19 protein-coding genes are annotated in these 21,580 nt (G+C 59.7%); 9 read left to right on the top strand and 10 right to left on the bottom strand.

The window, feature by feature from the left end; genetic code table 11:
- Nucleotides 1-6: 6 nt before the first annotated feature.
- Entirely contained in the window at nucleotides 7-1,239 is a 1,233-nt protein-coding gene (locus ACVCAM_RS00670; RefSeq protein WP_348569875.1) for an MFS transporter, read from the bottom strand.
- A 168-nt stretch (nucleotides 1,240-1,407) separates the two neighbouring features.
- Here ACVCAM_RS00670 and ACVCAM_RS00665 point away from each other — a divergent pair, with 168 nt between their 5' ends.
- From ACVCAM_RS00665 to deoR, 3 genes are all read left to right on the top strand, one after another.
- Complete coding sequence (locus ACVCAM_RS00665) at nucleotides 1,408-2,136, top strand: phosphatase PAP2 family protein (RefSeq protein WP_407223194.1); 729 nt, start codon at nucleotides 1,408-1,410, stop codon at nucleotides 2,134-2,136.
- 7 nt (nucleotides 2,137-2,143) lie between these two features.
- On the top strand, nucleotides 2,144-2,752 hold the full coding sequence (ybjG, locus tag ACVCAM_RS00660) for an undecaprenyl-diphosphate phosphatase (protein WP_021240944.1): 609 nt from the start codon (nucleotides 2,144-2,146) through the stop codon (nucleotides 2,750-2,752).
- Nucleotides 2,753-2,819: 67 nt separating this feature from the next.
- Nucleotides 2,820-3,578, top strand: coding sequence for a DNA-binding transcriptional repressor DeoR (gene deoR / locus ACVCAM_RS00655; RefSeq protein ID WP_023292922.1), 759 nt, complete (start codon nucleotides 2,820-2,822; stop codon nucleotides 3,576-3,578).
- A gap of 87 nt (nucleotides 3,579-3,665) precedes the next feature.
- Here deoR and dacC read toward each other — a convergent pair whose 3' ends face one another.
- On the bottom strand, nucleotides 3,666-4,871 hold the full coding sequence (gene dacC, locus ACVCAM_RS00650) for a serine-type D-Ala-D-Ala carboxypeptidase (RefSeq protein WP_008501207.1): 1,206 nt from the start codon (nucleotides 4,869-4,871) through the stop codon (nucleotides 3,666-3,668).
- 241 nt (nucleotides 4,872-5,112) lie between these two features.
- Here dacC and ACVCAM_RS00645 point away from each other — a divergent pair, with 241 nt between their 5' ends.
- On the top strand, nucleotides 5,113-5,739 hold the full coding sequence (locus ACVCAM_RS00645; protein WP_008501206.1) for a glutathione S-transferase family protein: 627 nt from the start codon (nucleotides 5,113-5,115) through the stop codon (nucleotides 5,737-5,739).
- Here the strand turns inward: ACVCAM_RS00645 and ACVCAM_RS00640 are convergent, their stop codons facing one another.
- Nucleotides 5,740-6,858 (bottom strand): PQQ-dependent sugar dehydrogenase, encoded by a 1,119-nt coding sequence (locus ACVCAM_RS00640; protein ID WP_023326977.1) that lies wholly within the window; start codon nucleotides 6,856-6,858, stop codon nucleotides 5,740-5,742.
- Between the two features lie 106 nt (nucleotides 6,859-6,964).
- On the bottom strand, nucleotides 6,965-7,348 hold the full coding sequence (gene bssR / locus ACVCAM_RS00635; RefSeq protein WP_407223193.1) for a biofilm formation regulator BssR: 384 nt from the start codon (nucleotides 7,346-7,348) through the stop codon (nucleotides 6,965-6,967).
- Between the two features lie 216 nt (nucleotides 7,349-7,564).
- On the opposite strand from bssR, the gene rimO reads away from it, so the two are divergent.
- A complete protein-coding gene (gene rimO, locus ACVCAM_RS00630) occupies nucleotides 7,565-8,890 on the top strand; it encodes a 30S ribosomal protein S12 methylthiotransferase RimO (RefSeq protein WP_008501203.1) in 1,326 nt (441 codons plus the stop codon).
- A 64-nt stretch (nucleotides 8,891-8,954) separates the two neighbouring features.
- On the opposite strand, the gene gsiD is transcribed toward rimO, so the two are convergent.
- Genes gsiD through iaaA form a run of 5 tightly spaced genes read right to left on the bottom strand, consistent with a single transcriptional unit; the run spans nucleotide 8,955 to nucleotide 15,177 of the window.
- Nucleotides 8,955-9,866, bottom strand: a complete 912-nt coding sequence (gene gsiD, locus ACVCAM_RS00625) for a glutathione ABC transporter permease GsiD (RefSeq protein ID WP_021240948.1) — start codon at nucleotides 9,864-9,866, stop codon at nucleotides 8,955-8,957.
- 1 nt (nucleotide 9,867) lies between these two features.
- Nucleotides 9,868-10,788 (bottom strand): glutathione ABC transporter permease GsiC, encoded by a 921-nt coding sequence (gene gsiC / locus ACVCAM_RS00620; RefSeq protein WP_025912892.1) that lies wholly within the window; start codon nucleotides 10,786-10,788, stop codon nucleotides 9,868-9,870.
- Nucleotides 10,789-10,793: 5 nt separating this feature from the next.
- Nucleotides 10,794-12,332 (bottom strand): glutathione ABC transporter substrate-binding protein GsiB, encoded by a 1,539-nt coding sequence (gene gsiB, locus ACVCAM_RS00615; RefSeq protein WP_025912891.1) that lies wholly within the window; start codon nucleotides 12,330-12,332, stop codon nucleotides 10,794-10,796.
- Nucleotides 12,333-12,355: 23 nt separating this feature from the next.
- Nucleotides 12,356-14,227, bottom strand: a complete 1,872-nt coding sequence (gsiA, locus tag ACVCAM_RS00610) for a glutathione ABC transporter ATP-binding protein GsiA (RefSeq protein WP_407223192.1) — start codon at nucleotides 14,225-14,227, stop codon at nucleotides 12,356-12,358.
- Between the two features lie 11 nt (nucleotides 14,228-14,238).
- Nucleotides 14,239-15,177 (bottom strand): beta-aspartyl-peptidase, encoded by a 939-nt coding sequence (gene iaaA, locus ACVCAM_RS00605; protein WP_025912889.1) that lies wholly within the window; start codon nucleotides 15,175-15,177, stop codon nucleotides 14,239-14,241.
- Between the two features lie 187 nt (nucleotides 15,178-15,364).
- Here iaaA and moeA point away from each other — a divergent pair, with 187 nt between their 5' ends.
- Together moeA and moeB are read left to right on the top strand one after the other, a co-directional pair.
- Nucleotides 15,365-16,597, top strand: a complete 1,233-nt coding sequence (gene moeA / locus ACVCAM_RS00600; protein WP_106106211.1) for a molybdopterin molybdotransferase MoeA — start codon at nucleotides 15,365-15,367, stop codon at nucleotides 16,595-16,597.
- Nucleotide 16,598: 1 nt separating this feature from the next.
- Nucleotides 16,599-17,351 carry a molybdopterin-synthase adenylyltransferase MoeB gene (moeB, locus tag ACVCAM_RS00595; protein WP_025912887.1) on the top strand — a complete coding sequence of 251 codons (753 nt, stop codon included), beginning with the start codon at nucleotides 16,599-16,601 and terminating at the stop codon, nucleotides 17,349-17,351.
- An 86-nt stretch (nucleotides 17,352-17,437) separates the two neighbouring features.
- On the opposite strand, the gene fsa is transcribed toward moeB, so the two are convergent.
- On the bottom strand, nucleotides 17,438-18,100 hold the full coding sequence (gene fsa, locus ACVCAM_RS00590) for a fructose-6-phosphate aldolase (RefSeq protein ID WP_025912886.1): 663 nt from the start codon (nucleotides 18,098-18,100) through the stop codon (nucleotides 17,438-17,440).
- Between the two features lie 129 nt (nucleotides 18,101-18,229).
- Between fsa and ACVCAM_RS00585 the strand changes: the two genes are divergently transcribed.
- Nucleotides 18,230-19,129: a glycyl-radical enzyme activating protein gene (locus tag ACVCAM_RS00585; protein WP_025912885.1), complete on the top strand. Its 900-nt coding sequence runs from the start codon at nucleotides 18,230-18,232 to the stop codon at nucleotides 19,127-19,129.
- Nucleotides 19,130-19,133: 4 nt separating this feature from the next.
- Nucleotides 19,134-21,566: a formate C-acetyltransferase/glycerol dehydratase family glycyl radical enzyme gene (locus ACVCAM_RS00580; RefSeq protein WP_023343643.1), complete on the top strand. Its 2,433-nt coding sequence runs from the start codon at nucleotides 19,134-19,136 to the stop codon at nucleotides 21,564-21,566.
- Nucleotides 21,567-21,580: the final 14 nt, after the last annotated feature.

The following is a 21,580-nucleotide window of genomic DNA, read 5'->3' as shown; positions in this document are numbered from 1 at the left end:
TAAGAATTAAGGTTGCAGAGCGTTTCCGACGCGCTTGTCTTTCAGGAACACCACCATCAGGCCAACCCACAGCACGCCATTGGCGAGGTTAAACAGGCTGAACAGCCCGTTACCGCCCATCGCGTAGGCATGCTTGCTCACCTCGATACCGACGGTAAAAATCAGCATCTGTAGCATCCCCATCGCCGCGGAGACCGTGCCCTTACTCATCTCGCTGGCAAACAGCGTCAGGCGCACCAGCCCGGCGTTCGCCACGCCAATCCCGAAGGCGTAGATACTCAGCCCCGCCGTCATCCACAAATAAGCGTGAGATGACGCGACGGTTGCCACCGCCGCCAGAATCAGCCCTGCCGCAATCGGCCAGCCGCCCATGATTATCAGCGAACGCACGGTGCGGCGTGACGTCAGACGCGCCAGCACCAGGTTACCGATAATCAGCGCGCCAAAGATCGGCACCTGCAGCAGGCCGTACTCGTAGCTGCTGAGCTTTTCACCGCTGATGATAATAACCGGCGACTGGGCGATCCACGCCAGCAGCGGTAGGCTAACGAACCCGGTCGCCAGTGCGCCCGCTACAAAGCGGCCATTCTTCAGCACCTCTTTGTAATCCCGAGCCAGCTCTTTCAGCGAAAGCTTCTCGCCGATGCGGGTGGCGGTTTCCGGCATCGCACGGTGCAGGCCAAAGAACGCGATGGCGGCGAGAACGGCAAACAGCACAAACATCCCTTCCCAGGGGGCCATATGCACCCATGCGGCGCCCACCAGCGGCCCGAGTAAGGGAGCGATCAGCGCCACGTTCGCCATCAGCGCGGTGATTTTGATACACACAGCCTCTTCAAACGACTCCTGAATGGCCGCATACCCCACGGCGCCGATAAAGCACAGGCTCACCCCCTGCAGGAAACGCAGCAGAGTAAATTGTTCAATATTTTGCGCCAGCAGCGTGGCAAGGCAGGTGACGATGAACCACACCACGCCCGTCAGCATCACCGGGCGACGGCCAATACGATCCGACAGCGGGCCTAACAGCCACTGCAAAAACATGCCGCCGGCCAGATAGGCGGTCATGGAGGTCGGTACCCACTCAATTCCGGCGTTGTACTGCGCCACCACGGCCAGCATACCGGGCTGGATCATATCGTTGCCGATATAGGTAGAAAATTCGTAGAGCACCAGACACAGGGGGAAAAGCAACGCCTGACGACCCAGACGTGAACCTGAAGAAGAACGGTTTAACATGCAATCTCTTTATAATGACAAAATCGCGACGAGTGTAATGAAATGCCGCAGCCCGAGATAGTGATTTATCGAGGATAAACAGAAATAAAGCACATATCGTCTTCGTTTAAGGTTTCCTTAATTTGACAGATTTATGATAGCCCCATTACTCGTCAACGACCCCAAATTATGTCACTCACCTCCAGCCGTTCAGAATTGTCTAAGTTACAGACAAATAAGACAAAATGCCTTTACCGCTTGCCGTCCCGCTTTTATGGTTATCAGCTTTTCATACTGATAGTCCTTGCCGTAGTGTTTACGTGGCTATCGCGCAATGAAGCGCTCGACAGATGGATCACCGGCTTCTGGTATGACGCGGCGACGAAGAGCTTCCCGCTGCAGAAAGACCACCTGCTGGATCTGCTCAACCATCGTCTGGCGAAGTACATTGCCATCGCTTTAGGCGCCGTGGCGCTGTTTTACGGCGCGTACAAGCGTAACGCGAGGTTGGTTACGGCGGCGCTGCTGATGGGGCTTGGCGCGCTGGTCGTGGGCGTGCTGAAAAGCATGAGCCATCACAGCTGCCCGTGGGACCTGGTGGAATATGGCGGTAAGGCGATGTCCTATCCCCTGTTCAGCGCCGTCCCGGCGGACAGCGGCCCGGGGCGCTGCTTCCCCGGCGGCCATTCTTCCAGCGGCTTTATGGTGATGGGACTGTTTTTTGCCTTCTGGCGCGAGCGGCCGCGTCTGGCCTGGAGCTTTGTCGTTCTCGGCATTTTGCTGGGTCTGGCGATGGGCTTCGGTCAGGTCATGCGCGGGGCGCATTTTTTCTCTCACAACCTGTGGGCCGGGTGGTGGGTCTGGTTTTCCCAGGTGGCAGTCTACGGGCTGGTTTCCACCCGGTTTGCTAAAGAGTGATAACGCTATGCTAGAGAATCTGAATTATCAGCTGTTTTATCTGATCAACGCCACCCCGGCCTCGCCCGAGTGGATGATCGACTTCGCCACCTTTCTGGCAAAAGATCTGATCAGTATCGTGCCCGCGCTGGCAGCCATCCTCTGGCTGTGGGGACCTCGTAGCCAGGTGAAAGCGCAGCGCAAGCTTGTAATCAAAGTGGCGATGGCTCTCGGCGTAAGCGTCCTGGCAAGTTACATTCTGGGCCATGCGTTCCCGCACGATCGTCCGTTTGTCGATCACGTCGGCTATACCTTCCTGCACCATGCGCCGGATGACTCTTTCCCGAGCGATCACGGTACGGTGATCTTCACCTTCGCACTGGCCTTCCTGTTCTGGCATCGCCTGTGGTCGGGTGCGGTGCTGATGGTGGTCGCTGTGGCCATCGCCTGGTCTCGCGTGTATCTGGGCGTCCACTGGCCGCTGGATATGGTGGGCGGCTTCCTGGTGGGGCTGATTGGCTGCGTGAGCGCGGCTATCCTGTGGAGCCTCATCGGGGAAGCGCTCTACCGTGCGCTTTCTTCACTCTATCGCGCCATTTTCGCCATCCCGATCCGCAAAGGCTGGATACGTGACTAACCCCGACCTGACAGGTTACACTTGAACCCCCGCCCTGCGGGGGTTCATTTTTTTATGCCGAGGAACTATGGAAACACGTCGCGATGACCGCATTGCTCAGCTGCTACAGGCGCTGAAGCGCAGCGATAAGCTGCATCTTAAGGAAGCCGCCAACCTCCTCGGCGTCTCGGAGATGACCATTCGTCGGGATCTGAACAGCGAGAGCGCGCCCGTCGTGCTGCTGGGCGGATACATTGTGCTTGAGCCGCGTAGCGCCAGCCATTATCTGATCAGCGACCAGAAGACGCGCCTGGTGGAAGAGAAACGCAAAGCCGCGCGGCTTGCGGCTTCCCTGGTACAGCCGCACCAGACGCTGTTTTTTGACTGCGGTACCACCACGCCGTGGATTATCGAAGCCATCGACAGCAGCATTCCGTTTACCGCCGTCTGTTATTCCCTGAACACCTTTCTGGCGCTTCAGGAGAAACCCGAGTGCCGGGTGATCCTCTGCGGCGGTGAGTTTCACGCCAGCAACGCGATCTTTAAGCCGCTCAACCTGCAGGACACGCTCAGCAACCTCTGCCCGGATATCGCGTTTTATTCCGCCGCGGGCGTCAATGTGCGCCAGGGGGCAACCTGCTTTAACCTGGAAGAATTACCGGTCAAGCACTGGGCGTTAAGCGCCGCGCAGTACCATGTTCTGGTGGTCGATCACAGTAAGTTTGGTAAGGTGCGTCCGGCAAGAATGGGCGAGCTGGCGCAGTTCGATGCCATCGTCAGCGATTGCCGCCCGGACGACGAGATTGTGGCCCACGCGAAAGCGCAGCAGGTGAAGTTGATGTATTGAGGTTATGCCGGGTGGCGGCTTCGCCTTACCCGGCCTACAACGGCTCGAACGTAGGCCGGGTAAGCGCAGCGCCACCCGGCAAAAAACTTAGCTAAACCAGCTGCCGAACCACCCGTGGAATTTCATCATCACGAAATCCCACATCCGGCTGAAGAAGCCGCCCTCTTCCACTGCTTCCATCACAATCAGCGGACGCTGTTCAATCGACTTACCGTTAAGCTGGAAATCAATCGTCCCAACCACCTGGCCTTTTTTCAGCGGGGCGGTGAGCTGCGGGTCGGTCAGAGTGTAGCTGGCCTTCAGGTTTTTCAGCTGGCCGCGCGGAATGGTTACCGAGCCCGCCTCACCCGCGCCCAGGTTCACCTCGCTCTTGTCACCAAACCAGACGCGCTGGCTGACGAACGTGGCATCCGGTTTAATCGGCGTCACGGTTTCGTAAAAGCGGAAGCCCCAGGTCAGCAGTTTTTCTGATTCGTTAAAGCGAATGCGGTCGGTTTTGGTGCCCAGCACTACCGAAATCAGGCGCATGTCGCCCTGGGTCGCGGAGGCCACCAGGTTATAGCCTGCACCCGCCGTGGTGCCGGTTTTCATCCCGTCCACGTTGACGTTGCTGCTCCACAGCAGGCGGTTGCGGTTCGGCTGGCGAATTTTGTTGAAGGTAAACTCTTTCTCTTTGTGGATGGCGTATTCATCCGGCACGTCGTGGATCAGCGCTTTCCCCAGCAGCGCCATGTCGCGCGCGGTGCTGAACTGGCCCGGCGCATCCAGGCCGTGAACCGTTTTGAACGTGGTGTTGGTTAAGCCCAGCTTCTGCGCGTAACCATTCATCAAGCCAATGAAAGAATCCTGGCTGCCGGCAACGTAGTCGGCCAGCGCGATGCACGCATCATTTCCTGACTGAATAATCACCCCTTTATTCAGATCGGAAACGGAGACCTGATCCCCTGGCTTCAGGAACATCACGGAAGATCCGCGCAGGGCCGGGTTGCCGGTCGCCCAGGCGTCTTTCCCGATGGTCACCATATCGTCCAGCTTGATCTTGCCCGCTTTCAGCGCCTGGCCCACCACATAGCTGGTCATGATTTTGGTCAGGCTTGCCGGATCGAGTTTCTCATCCGCATTCCCTTCCGCCAGCACTTTACCGCTGGCGTAGTCCATCAGGATCCAGGCGCGCGCATCCACTGGCGGCGCTTCGGGCGCAGCCTGTTCAGCTGCGTAGAGCGTTGGTGCAAACAGGAAAAGAAGCGCAGAGCCTGCCGCCAGGCTGCGCAGAGAAGTCATTTTACGCGTCATAAATGCCACCCGAGTGTCCATTCAAAAATTACGTCACATCACCGTGTCGCAAGAAGCGATGAGTAATAGCGCACTAAAACCGTTAAAGAAACCCAACGAGGGTAAAGTTATTAAAGTTTATGCAATAACATTCAGATACGCTTTGATTAAGGCGATTTTTTTGTCTTCTGTTGCGTAATTGTTAGGTTTATCTCACCATGGCGAAAAGCTGATTCGGATTCACATCTCATCGGGAGTAAATATGATTACGCTGTGGGGCAGGAATAATTCGACCAACGTTAAGAAAGTGCTCTGGACGCTGGAAGAGCTGGATTTACCGTTCAATCAAATCATGGCAGGCATGGCGTTCGGCGTGAACAAGGAGGCCGACTATCTGGCCATGAACCCGAATGGCCTGGTGCCGCTGCTGCGCGATGATGAAACGGACGCGACGCTTTGGGAGTCCAACACGATTGTGCGTTACCTCGCCGCCCAGTACGGTCAGGGCCGCCTGTGGGTAGAAAACCCGGCCCGCCGCGCCCAGGGCGAAAAGTGGATGGACTGGGCGAACCAGACGCTGTCCCCAACCCACCGCGTGATCCTGATGGGGCTTATCCGCACGCCGGAAGCGGAACGCGATTATCCCGCGATTCACGCCGCGCAGGATGCCTGCGAAAATCTGTTTGCGATGATGGATGACGAGCTGGCGAAGCACGCCTGGTTCTCCGGCGAGACGTTCGGCACCGGCGATATCGCCGTGGCGCCATTCGTCTGGAACCTGACCAACATGGGCCTGAAGTGGACGCCGCGCCCGCACCTGGAGCGCTGGCTTAAACAGCTGAGCGATCGCCCGGCGTACCGTAACGTCGTGATGATCCCGGTTACCTGATTACGCACCGGACGGGCTGACTTTCAACAGCTGCCCGTCCGTCTCGTCGGTCAGGACATACAGATACCCATCCGGCCCCACCCGCACATCGCGAATACGCTGATCCCGGTCGCCCAGAATGCGCCCGTCCTCTGTCACCTTGTTACCCTCCACGCTCAGCACGATCACGTCCTTCTCCTTCAGCGCGCCGATAAACAGCTTGTTTTTCCACTGCGGGAAGACGTCGCTGTTGTAGAACGCCATGCCGCTTACCGCGGGTGAGACTTTCCAGACGAACAGCGGCTTCTCGGTGCCCTCGACGTGCTCGCCTTTGGCTTCCGGAATTTTCAGCCCGCTGTAGTTAATGCCGTGCGTTGCCAGCGGCCAGCCGTAGTTCTTACCCTTCTCCGGGATATTGATCTCATCCCCGCCGCGCGGGCCGTGCTCGTTCAGCCACAGCGTGTCGCTCCAGGGGTTCATCGCCATCCCCTGCGGGTTGCGGATGCCGTAAGACCAGATTTCAGGTCGCGCACCGGGGGTATTCACAAAGGGGTTATCCGGCGGGACTTTTCCGTCTTCAGTGAGGCGCACCACTTTGCCCTGCAATTTATCCAGATCCTGCGCCGTCGGACGCTGGTTATTCTCGCCGAGTCCGATGAAGAGGGAGCCTTTGCCGTCGAACACCAGCCGTCCGCCGAAATGGTTACCGGTTGAGAGTTTCGGCATCTGGCGGAACGCCACCTGGAATCCCTCGATGCGGGAATAGTCGTCGCTCAGGCGGCCAAAGCCCACCGCCGTTCCGGCTTTGCCGTCATGCCCGGCCTCGGCGTAGCTCAGCCAGACGCGGCGCGACGTTTCAAAATCCGGCGCCAGCACCACATCCAGCAATCCTCCCTGGCCGTTTGCCCAGACCTTCGGTACGCCGACAATCGGATCGGAGAGCCCTTTTCCGGCCTGCCAGCGTTTGAGCTGGCCGCCCTTCAGGGTCACCAGCAGCCCGTTATTATCCGGCAGGAACGCCAGGGACCAGGGGTGATCGAGTCTGTTTTGCAGCACCTCGACCTTCACCGCCTCTGGCGCAGCAAGAAGTGAAAACGGAATAAATAACGCAGGCAGGGAAATCAGCGAGGATCGAGGCATAACGCGCTCCTTTATCGGCATATGGCTTAAAGATTAGCCACTGCGTCCGGGCGCGTTACCACTTTTACAAAAGCTTAATCAGAAGGGGGAGTTGCCTCCCCCGGGATCAGTGCTGTTCAAGCTGTTTGTGCTCGTTCAGGCACATGATGCATAGAGAGAGCGTTGTCAGGCAGTTTTCAAGCTTCTCCGCGTTTACGGCGATAAAATTCGGGCAGTCGTGGCGTCCGTTCATCAGACACACCCCTGCAATGGAGAGCACCTCGGCGGCGCGGCGCAGCGCGACTTCTTCACTTTCGCCGTAGTTCGCCTGCAGGGCCGGTGCTTTTTCACGCATGAAATTGCAAAGTTCAAACAGGTGATCACGCAGATGTTCGCTTTCGCTGACTGACATATACCCTTTTGCCTTCCTCAACTGCAGGTACGCGGCCAGGTCGATTCGGGCGTTGATCAGCTTGTTCAGCAGATCGCGTTTTAGTCTGTCAACGGTCATGCTCTTTCCTCCTCTGTCAGCCATTGTGCATAGTCAGGATAAGTACATTTTTTGTACAGTTTAATGCCTGGGATCAATTTTTATTAACTGATTAACATTATTTACAATGTTACAACCTCTGCCCGGCGCATCCGCCTTGCAAAGAGTGTATAAATCCCCCGCGATACGCTGTAAAATCCCGCCCTGATAACTCCATAATTGATGAATTTTTAACCTATGAGCAATGTTACGCACCAGCCGAAAATCGGCTTCGTCTCCCTGGGCTGCCCGAAAAACCTGGTGGATTCAGAACGCATCCTGACCGAACTGCGCACCGAGGGCTATGACGTGGTGCCAAGCTACGACAACGCCGATATGGTGATCGTTAACACCTGCGGGTTTATCGACAGCGCGGTCCAGGAGTCACTGGAAGCCATCGGTGAAGCGCTGACCGAAAACGGCAAAGTGATCGTGACCGGCTGTCTGGGCGCGAAAGAAGACCAGATCCGCGAAGTGCACCCGAAGGTGCTGGAGATTACCGGCCCGCACAGCTACGAGCAGGTGCTGCAACATGTTCATCACTACGTGCCAAAACCCAAGCACAACCCGTTCCTGAGCCTGGTGCCGGAACAGGGCGTGAAGCTGACGCCGCGTCACTACGCGTACCTGAAAATTTCCGAAGGCTGCAACCACCGCTGCACCTTCTGCATCATCCCGTCCATGCGTGGCGATCTGGTGAGCCGTCCAATCGGCGAAGTGCTGGCGGAAGCCAAACGTCTGGCCGATGCGGGCGTGAAGGAACTGCTGGTCATCTCCCAGGACACCTCAGCTTACGGCGTGGACGTTAAGCACCGCTCCGGTTTCCACAACGGCGAGCCGGTGAAAACCAGCATGGTCGGCCTGTGCGAGCAGCTGTCCAAACTCGGTATCTGGACGCGTCTGCACTACGTTTACCCTTACCCGCACGTTGACGACGTCATCCCACTGATGGCGGAAGGCAAGATTCTGCCGTACCTGGACATCCCGCTGCAGCACGCGAGCCCGCGTATCCTGAAGCTGATGAAACGTCCTGGCTCCGTTGACCGTCAGCTGGCGCGCATCAAACAGTGGCGTGAGATCTGCCCGGACCTGACCCTGCGCTCGACCTTCATCGTCGGCTTCCCGGGTGAAACCGAAGAAGACTTCCAGATGCTGCTCGACTTCCTGAAGGAAGCGCGCCTGGACCGCGTCGGCTGCTTCAAGTACAGCCCGGTAGAAGGCGCAACCGCCAACGAGCTGGCGGACCAGGTGCCGGAAGAGGTGAAAGAGGAGCGCTGGAACCGCTTCATGCAGCTTCAGCAGCAGATTTCTGCCGAACGTCTGCAGGAGAAAGTGGGCCGCGAGATCATGGTTATCATCGACGAAGTGGACGAAGAAGGCGCGATTGGCCGCAGCATGGCGGACGCCCCTGAAATCGACGGTGCGGTGTACCTGAATGGCGAAACCAACGTTAAGCCGGGTGATATTATTCGCGTGAAGGTTGAAAACGCGGATGAGTATGACCTATGGGGTAGCCGGGTTTAATTCCCCCCACTCCGCTTTTGTAGGCCGGGTAAGGCGTAGCCGCCACCCGGCACATTTCACTGCACTACCCCTTTATCCTCGGATCCAGCGCGTCGCGCAGCCCATCCCCCAGCAGGTTAAACGCCAGCACGGTCAGGAAAATCGCCAGACTCGGGAAGATCGCCACGTGTGGCGCAATCACCATATCGGCCCTCGCCTCGTTCAGCATCGCGCCCCACTCCGGTGTCGGAGGCTGTGCCCCTAGCCCCAGAAACGACAGGCTGGCCGCCGAGATTATCGACACGCCAATACGCATGGTGAAGTAGACCACGATGGACGACACCGTCCCCGGCAGAATATGGCTGAAGAGGATGGTCGCATCGCTGGCCCCCATACTGCGGGCCGACTCGATGAAGGTCTGCTGTTTCAGCACCAGCGTGTTGCCGCGCACCAGGCGGGCAAAGGCCGGAATCGAAAACACCGCGACCGCAATGATGACGTTGGCCATGCCGCTGCCCATGATCGCCACCACGGCAATCGCCAGCAGAATGCCGGGGAAGGCAAACAGCACGTCGCAGATGCGCATGATGATGCGGTCCCACCAGCCTTCGTAATAGCCGGCGACCAGCCCCAGCACGATCCCGATAGCCGCGCCGATCAGCACCGCAAACACCCCGGCGGCTAGCGAGATCTGCGCCCCCACCAGCACCCGGCTAAAGATATCCCGCCCGAGAGAGTCCACGCCGAACCAGTGGAGCATTGAGGGCCCGTCGTTCAGGCGGTCGTAGTCAAAATAGTTTTCCGCATCAAACGGCGCCACCCACGGCGCCACGATCGCCACCACGATCAGCAGCAGCACGAACAGCCCCGCCGTCATCGCGACCGGCTGGCGGCGGAAACGCCGCCAGAATTCAGACCACGGGGTGCGGATGTGGTCCGGTTTTAGCCCCGGCATGGCGTTTAATACGGCCTGACGCCGCCAGTTCAATAATCGCATCTTACTTATACCTGATGGCCGGGTTAATGGCGGCGTAGAGCACGTCCACCACGAGGTTGATAAGAATAAACTCCAGCGAGAAAAGCAGGACTTCCGCCTGAATCACCGGGTAGTCGCGCATCTCGACGGAATCGACCAGCAGACGTCCCAGCCCCGGCCAGTTGAAGACCTTTTCCACCACGATAGAGCCGCCCAGCAGGAAGCCAAACTGCAGCCCCATCATCGTCACCACCGGGATCATCGCATTGCGGAACCCGTGCTTGAGAATGACCCACTTCTCGCTGACCCCTTTCGCCCGCGCGGTGCGAATATAATCTTCGCTCAGCACGTCAACGAACGAGGCGCGGGTAAAGCGGGCCATCACCGCCGACACGGCAGCCCCCAGCGTCATCGAGGGTAGAATGTAATGCTTCCAGGTATCGGCCCCGACGGTGGGCAGCCAGCCCAGCTCAACGGAGAAGACCTGCATCAGCAGCATCCCCAGCGCGAACGCCGGGAAGGAGATGCCGGTCACCGCCAGCGCCATGCCGAGCTTGTCCGGCCAGCGGTTGCGCCAGACGGCCGCCACAATCCCGGCGCCAAGTCCGAACACCACCGCCCAGCTCATGCTGGCTAACGTTAACCAGAACGTGGGCATAAAGCGGCTGGCGATCTCCTCCGACACCGGACGACGCGACACCATCGAGATACCAAAATCACCCTGCAGAACGTTGCCAATATAGTGCAGAAACTGCATATACAGCGGCTGGTCAAGACCAAGCTGTTTACGCACCAGCTCAATGACCGTGGCATCCGCTTCAGGCCCGGCAACCAGACGCGCCGGATCGCCCGGCAGCATATGGACAAACAAAAACACCAGCACCGCCACAATCAGTAGCGTCGGGATAAGCCCCAGCAGGCGTTTACAAACATAGTTCAGCATGGGCGTTATTTTAAATCCGCATCGTCAAAGCTAAAGCCCGTATCCGGCATGATGTAGAACCCGGTCAACGCTTTGTTATGGGCTGACACCAGTTTCTCCACCACCAGCGGCACCCACGGCGACTCTTTCCAGATGATGTCCTGCGCGTCCCTGTAGAGGCGTGCCTTCTCGTCCGGTTTGGTGGTTTTCAGCGCATCGGCCAGGTCTTTGTCCACCTGCGGGTTGCTGTAGAATGCGGTATTGAACAGGGTTGGCGGCCAGTTCTGCGAGGCAAACAGCGGCGACAGCGCCCAGTCGGCTTCACCGGTCGAGGCCGACCAGCCGGTGTAGAACATCCGCACGCCGCTCTCTTTCTGCCCTTTACCCTCGACCTCTGCCGCACGCTGTCCGGCATCCATGGCGGTAACCTGCGCCTTAATCCCCACCTGCGCCAGCTGCTGCTGGGTAAACTGCAGCACCTTCTGGGCGGTACTGTGGTTATGCGACGACCACAGCGTGGTGCTAAAGCCGTTCGGATAGCCCGCCTCCTTCAGCAGCTCGCGCGCTTTGGCCGGATCGTACGGCCACGGCTGATAGCTTTGCGCATACGCGATAGCCGGCGGCAGCACGCCGGTGGCCGGGGTGGCATAGCCCGCAAAAGCGACCTTCACCAGCGCCTGGCGGTTAATGGCATAGTTAATGGCTTCGCGCACCTTCGGATTATCGAACGGCTTTTGCGTGACGTTCATGCTGATGTAGCGCTGCATGATCGACGGGCTGGCGACCAGCTCCAGCTTGCTGTTTTTCTCCAGAATGGCGGCCTGCTCGTACGGGACCGGGAAGGCAAACTGCGCCTCGCCGGTTTGCAGCATCGCCGCACGGGTGTTGTTATCCACTACCGGACGCCAGGTGATGGTGTCCAGCTTCGGCAGCCCTTTCTGCCAGTATCCCGCGTATTTCTTCACCTTCACAAAATCGGTCTGATTCCAGGTGACCAGCTCGTACGGACCGGTACCGACCGGGTGGAAGCCGATCTCCTTGCCGTATTTCTTCAGCGCGGCAGGGGAGATCATCGCCGTCGCCGGGTGCGCCAGAATATTGATAAACGCGGAGAACGGCTCTTTCAGGGTGATTTTTACCGTCGCCGGGTCGACCACCTCGGTTTTGGCGATGTTTTTATAGAGGTTATAACGCTTGAGGCTGTTTTCAGGATTGCTGGCGCGATCGAGGTTAACCTTCACCGCGTCTGCATTAAAGTCGGTGCCGTCCTGGAATTTCACCCCGGTTTTGAGCTTAATGGTGTACACCAGCCCGTCATCCGAAACGGTGTACCCCTCCGCCAGCACGTTTTTAAGCTTCATCTCTTTATCCAGGCCAAACAGCCCCTGGTAGAACGATTTCGCCACCGCCTGGGAGAGCGTGTCGTTAGCGTCATACGGATCCAGCGTGGTGAAGTTAGAGCCGACGGCGACCACCACATCTTTGGCAGCGAACGCGGGGGCAGCGGCCAGGGCTGCCGTCACGCTCGCGGCTAACAACCATCTACGCGCTACAAATGTAACCATTATGTTCTCCTGCCTGTTGAAAGTTATAACCGCGAAAAAGCATTGTCCTGACGCGGGGGAGCCACGAAATGACCCGGCCCGACCTCACGCAACGCCACGCGCTCCACGGCCTCGCCGCGTTTACGAATATTGCTCGGCATTTCATCCTGCAGCAGCACGCGCTGGCCGTGACGATGCGCCGGATCGGCGACCGGGACCGCCGCGATGAGCTTGCGGGTATACGGATGCTGTGGGTTCTCGAACACCGCTCTTCGCGGACCGATTTCCACAATTTGCCCCATAAACATCACCGCCACGCGATGGCTGATGCGCTCAACCACCGCCATGTCGTGCGAGATAAACAGGAAGGCGATCCCCATATCCCGCTGTAAATCCAGCAGCAGATTGATGATTTGCGCCCGGATAGAGACATCCAGCGCCGAGACGGATTCATCCGCAATCACCACTTTTGGGTTCAGCGCCAGCGCGCGGGCGATGCAGATACGCTGCCGCTGCCCGCCGGAAAACTCGTGCGGATAACGCCAGGCGTGTTCCGGCTTCAGGCCAACGCGCTCCAGCAGCCAGGCCACGCGACGCTGCGCCGCCTCGCCGTCGAGCAGGTTATGCACCCGCAGCGGCTCCATAATCGAATACCCCACCGTATGTCGCGGATCGAGAGAGGCATACGGATCCTGAAAAATAAACTGAATATCCCGCCGCACCGCCTGCAGCCTGCTGTCCGGAAGGGTATCAATGCGCTCGCCGTTAAAGGTAATGCTGCCCTCCTGCGCGTCCACCAGACGGAGCAACGCGCGCCCGGTCGTGGATTTACCGCAGCCGGACTCCCCTACCAGCGCCAGCGTTTCGCCCGGCCAGAGGTCGAAGCTGACGTTTTCCACCGCGTGCACTTCGCGCTTTACGCGGTTCAACACACCGCTGCGCAGCGGAAAACGCGTGACCAGATTGCGCACTTCCAGAATGGGCTTGCCCGGCACCACGGTGTCCTGCTCGCGTTCCTCCTCCTGCGGCTCAGACGCCTCCAGGGAGATCAACGGAAAACGACGCGGCAGATCGCTGCCGTTCATCGCCCCCAGGCGCGGAACCGCCGCCAGCAGCGCTTTGGTGTAAGGATGCGCGGGCGCGTGAAAAATCTGCTCGACCGGGCCGGTTTCCACCGCGCTGCCCTTGTGCATCACCAGCACCCGATCGGCGATATCGGCGACCACGCCCATATCGTGGGTGATGAAAATCACCCCCATCTCCATCTCCTGCTGCAGCACCTTGATGAGCTGCAGGATCTGCGCCTGAATCGTCACGTCCAGCGCCGTCGTTGGTTCATCGGCGATCAGCACCGCCGGACGGCAGGAGAGCGCCATGGCAATCATCACCCGCTGTCGCATGCCGCCGGAAAGCTGATGCGGATAGCGGCTCAGGATGGCCTGCGCCTCCGGAATGCGCACCAGCTCCAGCATGCGTCTGGCCTCCCTGAGCGCCTCATCACCGCTTAGCCCCTGATGCAGGCGGATGGACTCGGCAATTTGTTCCCCGACCGGGAACATCGGGTTCAGGGAGGTCATCGGCTCCTGAAAAATCATCGCAATGTCCGCCCCGCGCACGCCCTGCATCTGCGCGCCGCTCAGCTCGTTTAAATCAATGACCTGACGGTTACGGCGGCGCAGCAGCATTTTCTCGCTGCTGATTTGCCCGCCCGTCTGTTCCAGCAGGCGCATCAGCGCCAGCGCGGTGACCGATTTCCCGGAGCCGGACTCGCCAACAATCGCCAGCGTCTCGCCGCGCCTGAGCGTGAACGATAAATTCTGTACTGCGGGGATGAACTGCCGCTCTTCCTGAAACGCAATATTCAGCTGATGGACAGCCAGCACTTCGCGGTTGTCCAGCTCTTCACTGTGCGGCACGCGCTGCCCCCTTATTCACGATAGATCCCCGTGCTCGGCTCATCGCCGGCATAGCCCCAGGCGCGGTACATGCCTTCGCTGTTGAACGGCAGGGCCACGTTACCCTCGCGATCCACCGCAATCAGCCCGCCGACGCCGCCTAGGGCAGGCAGTTTCTCCATCACCACGCGCTCGCAGGCTTCGCTGAGGCTTAAACCGCCGTAATCCATCAGCGCGGTAATGTCGTAGGCCGCAAGGGCACGAATAAAGACTTCTCCGGTGCCGGTACACGACACCGCCGCCGTCGCGTTATTGGCATAGCAGCCGGCGCCCGGCAGCGGGCTGTCGCCCACGCGTCCGGGGAGCTTGTTGGTCATCCCGCCCGTGGAGGTTGCCGCCGCGAGGTTGCCCGCTTTGTCGAGCGCCACCGCGCCGACCGTGCCCATTTTGCTGCGCTCATCCAGCGGCGCAGTATGGTCAAGCTGCGTCATACCCGCCGAACGGGCGTCCAGCAGCTGCTGATAGCGCGCCTCTGTGGAAAACAGATCGGGCGATACCGGCTCCATTCCGTGTTCGAAGGCAAACCTCTCCGCCCCCGCGCCCGTCAGCAGCACGTGCGGGCTCTCTTCCATCACCAGACGCGCGGCCAGCACCGGGTTACGCAGGTGGCTGACGCCTGCCACGGCCCCCGCTTTCAGGGAGATACCGTCCATGACGCAGGCATCCAGCTCGTGGGTTTCATCCCGGGTAAAGACCGAACCTATCCCCGCATTAAATAACGGGCACTCCTCCAGCAGGCGTACCGCCTCGGTGACCACGTCCAGCGCGCTCTCGCCCGCTTCCAGCATTTTCTGGCCCGTTTCGACAATGGCGTACAGCGCGTCGATGTAGCGCTTTTCCTGCTCAGGAGTGAGCTGTGCACGGGTGATTGCCCCGGCCCCGCCATGAATTGCGATTACCGCCTTAACCATTCGCATCACCCGTTAGCCTGTTTTGCGGCTTTTTCTATAAATATCATTATCGTCGACGAAACTTCAGATGATTTTTGAATATAGAAAGACGTAACAGTGATGTAAAGCGTACACCCTCCGGTCATACAGTTAGCCGCACTTTTCTGCCATAATGGACGCTTTCGTTGTTACTCCGCAGGAGCCCACCATGGATTTTACCGCCGGACTGATGCCGCTTGAGACGGCACTCACGCAGATGCTTGACCGAGTTTCCCCGCTGCATGACGTTGAGACGCTGCCCCTCGTGCGCTGTTTTGGCCGTATTGCCGCACGCGATATCGTCTCCCCGCTCAACGTGCCGGGGTTTGATAACTCCGCGATGGACGGTTACGCGGTACGCCTGGCGGATCTCCAGACGGGTAACGCCCTGCCGGTGGCGGGTAAAGCCTTTGCGGGTCAGCCGTTTAGCGGCGAATGGCCTGCGGGCACCTGCGTGCGCATCATGACCGGCGCGCCAGTTCCGGCTGGCTGCGACGCTGTCGTCATGCAGGAAGAGACCGAACAGACCGACGACGGCGTGCGTTTTACCGCCAGCGTCAAAGCGGGCCAGAACATCCGCCGCACGGGCGAAGACATTACCCTCGGCGCGACCGTTTTTGCCGCCGGGCAAAGGCTGACGGTGGCGGAGCTGCCGGTGCTGGCCTCGCTCGGCATCGCGGAAGTTGACGTTATCCGCAAAGTGCGCGTCGCCGTTTTCTCCACCGGCGACGAGCTGCAGCTTCCGGGCCAGCCGCTGCAGGACGGCCAGATTTACGACACCAACCGCCTGGCGGTACACCTGATGCTGGAGCAGCTGGGCTGCGACGTGATTAACCTCGGCATTATTCCAGACGATCCGGAAAAACTGCGCGCGGCGTTTATCGAGGCGGATAAATCCGCCGACGTGGTCATCAGCTCCGGCGGCGTCTCCGTGGGCGAAGCGGATTACACCAAAACCCTGCTTGAAGAGCTGGGCGAAATCGCCTTCTGGAAGCTGGCGATCAAGCCGGGCAAGCCGTTCGCGTTTGGCAAGCTTCCACACAGCTGGTTCTGCGGCCTGCCGGGTAACCCGGTCTCGGCGGCACTTACCTTCTACCAGCTGGCGATCCCGCTGCTGGCGAAGCTTTCCGGCAACAAGGCCAGCCCGCTGCCGGAACGCCTGCGCGTGCGTGCTGCGACGCGGTTGAAAAAATCACCGGGCCGTCTCGACTTCCAGCGTGGCATTCTGGCGCGCGGCGCGGACGGTGAGCTCGAAGTGAGCACCACCGGACATCAGGGCTCGCACATTTTCAGCTCCTTCAGTCTGGGCAACTGCTTCATCGTGCTGGAGCGCGAGCGCGGCAACGTGGAAGTCGGCGAATGGGTTGAGGTTGAGCGCTTTAACCACCTGTTCGGAGGCTGACATGGCGGTGGAGCTGAGCGACCCGGAGATGATGCGCTACAACCGCCAGATTGTGCTGCGCGGGTTTGATTTCGAAGGTCAGGAAGCGCTCAAGGCGGCCAGCGTGCTGGTCGTCGGGCTGGGCGGGCTGGGCTGCGCCGCCGCGCAGTACCTTGCCGCGGCGGGCGCAGGAAGCATGACGCTGCTGGATTTCGATACCGTGTCGGTGTCCAACCTGCAGCGCCAGACGCTGCACAGCGACGCGACGGTGGGCCAGCCGAAAGTGGAATCCGCCAGGGCTGCGCTGGCGCGTATCAACCCCCACGTTCAGTTCACGCTAATTGACGAAATGCTGGATGACGACGCGCTCTCCGCGCAGATTGCCCGGCACGATCTGGTCCTGGACTGCACCGATAACGTCACCGTCCGTAATCAGCTCAACGCGGGCTGTTTTGCTCACAAAACCCCGCTGGTTTCCGGGGCGGCGATCCGCATGGAGGGGCAAATCAGCGTCTTCACGTACGCCGAGGGTGAACCCTGCTACCGCTGCCTGAGCCGTCTGTTTGGCGAGAATGCGCTGACCTGCGTTGAGGCGGGCGTGATGGCGCCGCTCGTCGGCGTGATTGGTTCACTGCAGGCAATGGAAGCGATCAAGGTGCTGACGAATTACGGCACGCCCGCCGCGGGGAAAATCGTGATGTATGACGCGATGACCTGCCAGTTCCGCGAGATGAAGCTGATGCGTAACCCGGGGTGTGAGGTGTGTAGCCAGTAAAAAAGTCGGGTGGCGGCTTAGCCTTACCCGACCTACAACGGCTCGAACGTAGGCCGGGTAAGCGTCAGCGCCACCCGGCAACCGCGTCAGATGGACGTCCGTCCAAACGCCCCCTGCCAGTCCTGCTCAAACTTCACAATCGCTGCGTCTACCGCCGGAGAGGTAATAAACTGCTGCGCCACGTCCAGCGGCAGCGTGATGGACTCGCAGCCTGCCAGCAGGCAGTCCAGCGCCTGACGCGGGGTTTTAAAGCTCGCGGCCAGCACCTTTGACTGCGGCGCGTGCAGCGTCAGCAGCTGTTGCAGCTCAATTACGGTCTGAATCCCGTCCCCGCCCTGCGCGTCCACGCGGTTAACGTAAGGGGCCACATACTCCGCCCCCGCCAGCGCGGAGAGCATTCCCTGCGCGGCACCGTAGACCGCCGTGCCCAGGGTCGGGATCCCTTCCGCCTTCAGCATCTTGATCGCCGCCAGCCCTTCTGCGGTCACCGGCACTTTCACCACCAGATCGTTAATGATGGCGCGCAGCTTACGCGCGTCTTCCACCATCCCTTCGGCGGTGGTCGCCATCACCTGCGCGAACAGACGGCCTTTACCGCCCAGCGCGTCGTGCAGCGCGGACAGCAGTTCGTCGAGCGGCGTTTTACCGGCCGCAACGATGCTTGGGTTGGTGGTCACGCCCGCCAGCGGGAAGATACGCGCCAGCTTTTTGACTGCCGCAACGTCAGATGTGTCGAGATAAAGTTCCATGATGTCACCTTCAAAATTAGCCTGCACTTACCCTATCACGACAAAACCTGCTCAAGAGTTGACCTGCATCAAGATAACTTTCATTCGAAAGTAATTTAATCTTCATATGCAAGATGAGAGGCGAAAAACATGATCTTCAATATTCAGCGTTACTCTACCCACGACGGCCCCGGAATTCGTACCGTGGTGTTCCTGAAAGGCTGCTCGCTGGGCTGTCGCTGGTGCCAGAACCCGGAAAGCCGCTCCCGCAGCCGGGACGTGCTGTTTGATGCGCGTCTGTGCCTGGACGGCTGCGACCTGTGCCAGCAGGCGGCACCGGGCTGCATCGAACGCGCGCTGAATGGCCTGGTCATCCACCGCGAAAAGCTGAGTGAAGAGACGCTTGATGCCCTCACCGACTGCTGCCCGACGCAGGCGCTGACCGTTTGCGGCGAAGAACAGCAGGTCGAGGAGATCATGGCGACCGTACTGCGCGATAAACCCTTTTACGACCGCAGCGGCGGCGGGATCACCCTCTCCGGCGGCGAACCGTTTATGAACCCGGAGCTGGCGCACGCGCTGTTTAAAGCCAGCCATGACCAGGGTATCCACACCGCCGTCGAAACCTGCCTTCACGTGCCGTGGCACTATATCGAGCCGTCATTACCGTACGTCGATCTGTTCCTCGCCGACCTGAAGCATGTCGACGGAGACGTTTTCAAGCAGTGGACGGACGGTTCGGCTAAGCGCATCCTGGACAACCTGAAACGCCTGGCCGCCGCCGGGAAAACGATCACCATCCGCGTGCCGCTGATCCAGGGCTTCAACGCGGATGAAGCCTCCATCACCGCCATTACCAACTTCGCTGCCGATGAGCTCGGCGTCGACGATATTCATTTTCTACCGTATCACACGCTGGGCATGAACAAATACACCCTGCTCGGCCAACCCTACTCTGCCCCTGACAAACCGCTGGATAACCCTGCCCTGCTGGACTTCGCGCAGCAGTACGCCTGCCAGAAAGGGTTAACCGCGACCTTACGAGGATAAACTTATGACAACCCTGAATCTCAATACCCTCAGCGAGCGCATTAAGGCGCACAAAACGGCGCTGGTACATATCGTTAAGCCGCCGGTCTGTACCGAGCGTGCCCAGCATTACACCGAAATGTACCAGCAGCACATGGACAAGCCGATCCCGGTCCGTCGCGCCCTGGCGCTGGCGCATCACCTGGCCGAGCGTACCATCTGGATCAAACACGACGAGCTTATTATCGGTAACCAGGCCAGCGAAGTGCGCGCCGCACCGATCTTCCCGGAATACACCGTCTCCTGGATTGAGAAAGAGATTGACGACCTGGCGGATCGCCCGGGCGCGGGCTTTGCGGTGAGCGAAGAGAACAAGCGTGTGCTGCATGAGATCTGCCCGTGGTGGCGCGGCCAGACGGTGCAGGACCGCTGCTACGGCATGTTCACCGACGAGCAGAAAGGCCTGCTGGAAACCGGCATCATCAAAGCCGAAGGCAACATGACCTCCGGCGACGCGCACCTGGCGGTGAACTTCCCGCTGGTACTGGAGAAAGGTCTCGACGGCCTGCGCGCCAAAGTGGCCGAGCGCCGCTCGCGCATCAACCTGACGGTGCTGGAAGACCTGCACGGCGATCAGTTCCTGAAAGCCATTGATATCGTGCTGGAAGCCGTCAGCCTGCACATCAAACGCTTCGCCGATCTGGCGCGCGAGATGGCCTCCACCGAAACCCGCGTAAGCCGCCGCGACGAGCTGCTGGCAATGGCGGAAAACTGTGACGTAATCGCCCACGAGCCGCCAAAAACCTTCTGGCAGGCGCTGCAGCTGTGCTACTTCATTCAGCTGATCCTGCAGATTGAGTCCAACGGCCACTCCGTCTCCTTCGCGCGTATGGACCAGTATCTCTATCCGTACTACCGCCGCGACGTGGAGCTGAACCAGAGCCTGGACCGCGAGCACGCCATCGAGCTGCTGCACAGCTGCTGGCTGAAATTGCTGGAAGTGAACAAGATCCGCTCCGGCTCGCACTCGAAGGCTTCCGCCGGTAGCCCGCTGTACCAGAACGTCACCATCGGCGGCCAGAAGCTGGTCAACGGTGAGCCGATGGACGCGGTGAACCCGCTCTCCTACGCGATTCTGGAATCCTGCGGTCGCCTGCGCTCCACCCAGCCGAACCTGAGCGTGCGCTATCACGCGGGCATGAGCAACGACTTCCTCGACGCCTGCGTGCAGGTGATCCGCTGTGGCTTCGGGATGCCTGCGTTCAACAACGATGAAATCGTCATTCCGGAATTCATCAAGCTCGGCGTTGAACGCGACGACGCCTACGACTACGCGGCCATTGGCTGCATCGAAACCGCGGTAGGCGGCAAGTGGGGCTACCGCTGCACCGGCATGAGCTTTATCAACTTCGCCCGCGTGATGCTGGCCGCGCTGGAAGGCGGCCGCGACGCCACCAGCGGCAAGGTGTTCCTGCCGCAGGAGAAAGCCCTCTCTGCCGGTAACTTCGATAACTTCGACGAAGTGATGGCAGCCTGGGATAGCCAGATCCGCTACTACACCCGCAAATCCATCGAGATTGAGTACGTCGTGGACACCATGCTGGAGGAGAACGTCCACGACATTCTCTGCTCGGCGCTGGTGGACGACTGCATCGAGCGCGCGAAAAGCATCAAGCAGGGCGGCGCGAAGTATGACTGGGTGTCCGGCCTGCAGGTGGGCATCGCCAACCTCGGCAACAGCCTGGCGGCGGTGAAGAAGCTGGTGTTCGAACAGGGCGTCATCGGTCAACAGCAGCTGGCGGCGGCGCTGGCCGATGATTTCGATGGCCTGACCCACGAGCAGCTGCGTCAGCGCCTGATCAACGGCGCGCCGAAGTACGGCAACGACGACGACAGCGTGGATATGCTGCTGACCCGCGCCTATCAGACCTACATTGAAGAGCTGAAGCAGTACCATAACCCGCGCTACGGCCGCGGCCCGATTGGCGGTAACTACTACGCGGGCACCTCTTCCATCTCCGCGAACGTGCCGTTTGGCGCGGCGACGATGGCGACACCGGACGGACGTAAGGCGCATACCCCTCTGGCGGAAGGGGCCAGCCCGGCTTCGGGTACGGACCACCTCGGCCCGACGGCGGTAATTGGCTCGGTGGGCAAACTGCCGACGGAAGCGATTCTCGGCGGCGTGCTGCTGAACCAGAAGCTGAACCCGTCGACGCTGGAAAACGACAGCGATCGCCAGAAGCTGATGGTGCTGCTGCGCACCTTCTTCGAGGTGCATAAGGGCTGGCATATTCAGTACAACATCGTCTCGCGCGAAACGCTGCTGGAGGCGAAGAAACACCCGGACCAGTACCGCGACCTGGTGGTGCGCGTCGCGGGTTACTCGGCGTTCTTCACCGCCCTGTCGCCGGATGCGCAGGACGATATTATCGCCCGTACTGAGCATACGCTGTAAGAAAACGCCCGGTG

Source organism: Enterobacter sp. CFEC122 (assembly GCF_052983755.1).
The sequence above is the reverse complement of the archived record's forward strand: the minus strand, read 5'-3'. Positions and strand labels throughout refer to the sequence as shown.

Coding starts and splice junctions, on each gene's coding strand:
- ACVCAM_RS00670 (WP_348569875.1), bottom strand. CDS start 1,239: ATGTTAAACCGTTCTTCTTCAGGTTCACGTCTGGGTCGTCAGGCGTTG.
- ACVCAM_RS00665 (WP_407223194.1), top strand. CDS start 1,408: ATGTCACTCACCTCCAGCCGTTCAGAATTGTCTAAGTTACAGACAAAT.
- ybjG (WP_021240944.1), top strand. CDS start 2,144: ATGCTAGAGAATCTGAATTATCAGCTGTTTTATCTGATCAACGCCACC.
- deoR (WP_023292922.1), top strand. CDS start 2,820: ATGGAAACACGTCGCGATGACCGCATTGCTCAGCTGCTACAGGCGCTG.
- dacC (WP_008501207.1), bottom strand. CDS start 4,871: ATGACGCGTAAAATGACTTCTCTGCGCAGCCTGGCGGCAGGCTCTGCG.
- ACVCAM_RS00645 (WP_008501206.1), top strand. CDS start 5,113: ATGATTACGCTGTGGGGCAGGAATAATTCGACCAACGTTAAGAAAGTG.
- ACVCAM_RS00640 (WP_023326977.1), bottom strand. CDS start 6,858: ATGCCTCGATCCTCGCTGATTTCCCTGCCTGCGTTATTTATTCCGTTT.
- bssR (WP_407223193.1), bottom strand. CDS start 7,348: ATGACCGTTGACAGACTAAAACGCGATCTGCTGAACAAGCTGATCAAC.
- rimO (WP_008501203.1), top strand. CDS start 7,565: ATGAGCAATGTTACGCACCAGCCGAAAATCGGCTTCGTCTCCCTGGGC.
- gsiD (WP_021240948.1), bottom strand. CDS start 9,866: ATGCGATTATTGAACTGGCGGCGTCAGGCCGTATTAAACGCCATGCCG.
- gsiC (WP_025912892.1), bottom strand. CDS start 10,788: ATGCTGAACTATGTTTGTAAACGCCTGCTGGGGCTTATCCCGACGCTA.
- gsiB (WP_025912891.1), bottom strand. CDS start 12,332: ATGGTTACATTTGTAGCGCGTAGATGGTTGTTAGCCGCGAGCGTGACG.
- iaaA (WP_025912889.1), bottom strand. CDS start 15,177: ATGGTTAAGGCGGTAATCGCAATTCATGGCGGGGCCGGGGCAATCACC.
- moeA (WP_106106211.1), top strand. CDS start 15,365: ATGGATTTTACCGCCGGACTGATGCCGCTTGAGACGGCACTCACGCAG.
- moeB (WP_025912887.1), top strand. CDS start 16,599: ATGGCGGTGGAGCTGAGCGACCCGGAGATGATGCGCTACAACCGCCAG.
- fsa (WP_025912886.1), bottom strand. CDS start 18,100: ATGGAACTTTATCTCGACACATCTGACGTTGCGGCAGTCAAAAAGCTG.
- ACVCAM_RS00585 (WP_025912885.1), top strand. CDS start 18,230: ATGATCTTCAATATTCAGCGTTACTCTACCCACGACGGCCCCGGAATT.
- ACVCAM_RS00580 (WP_023343643.1), top strand. CDS start 19,134: ATGACAACCCTGAATCTCAATACCCTCAGCGAGCGCATTAAGGCGCAC.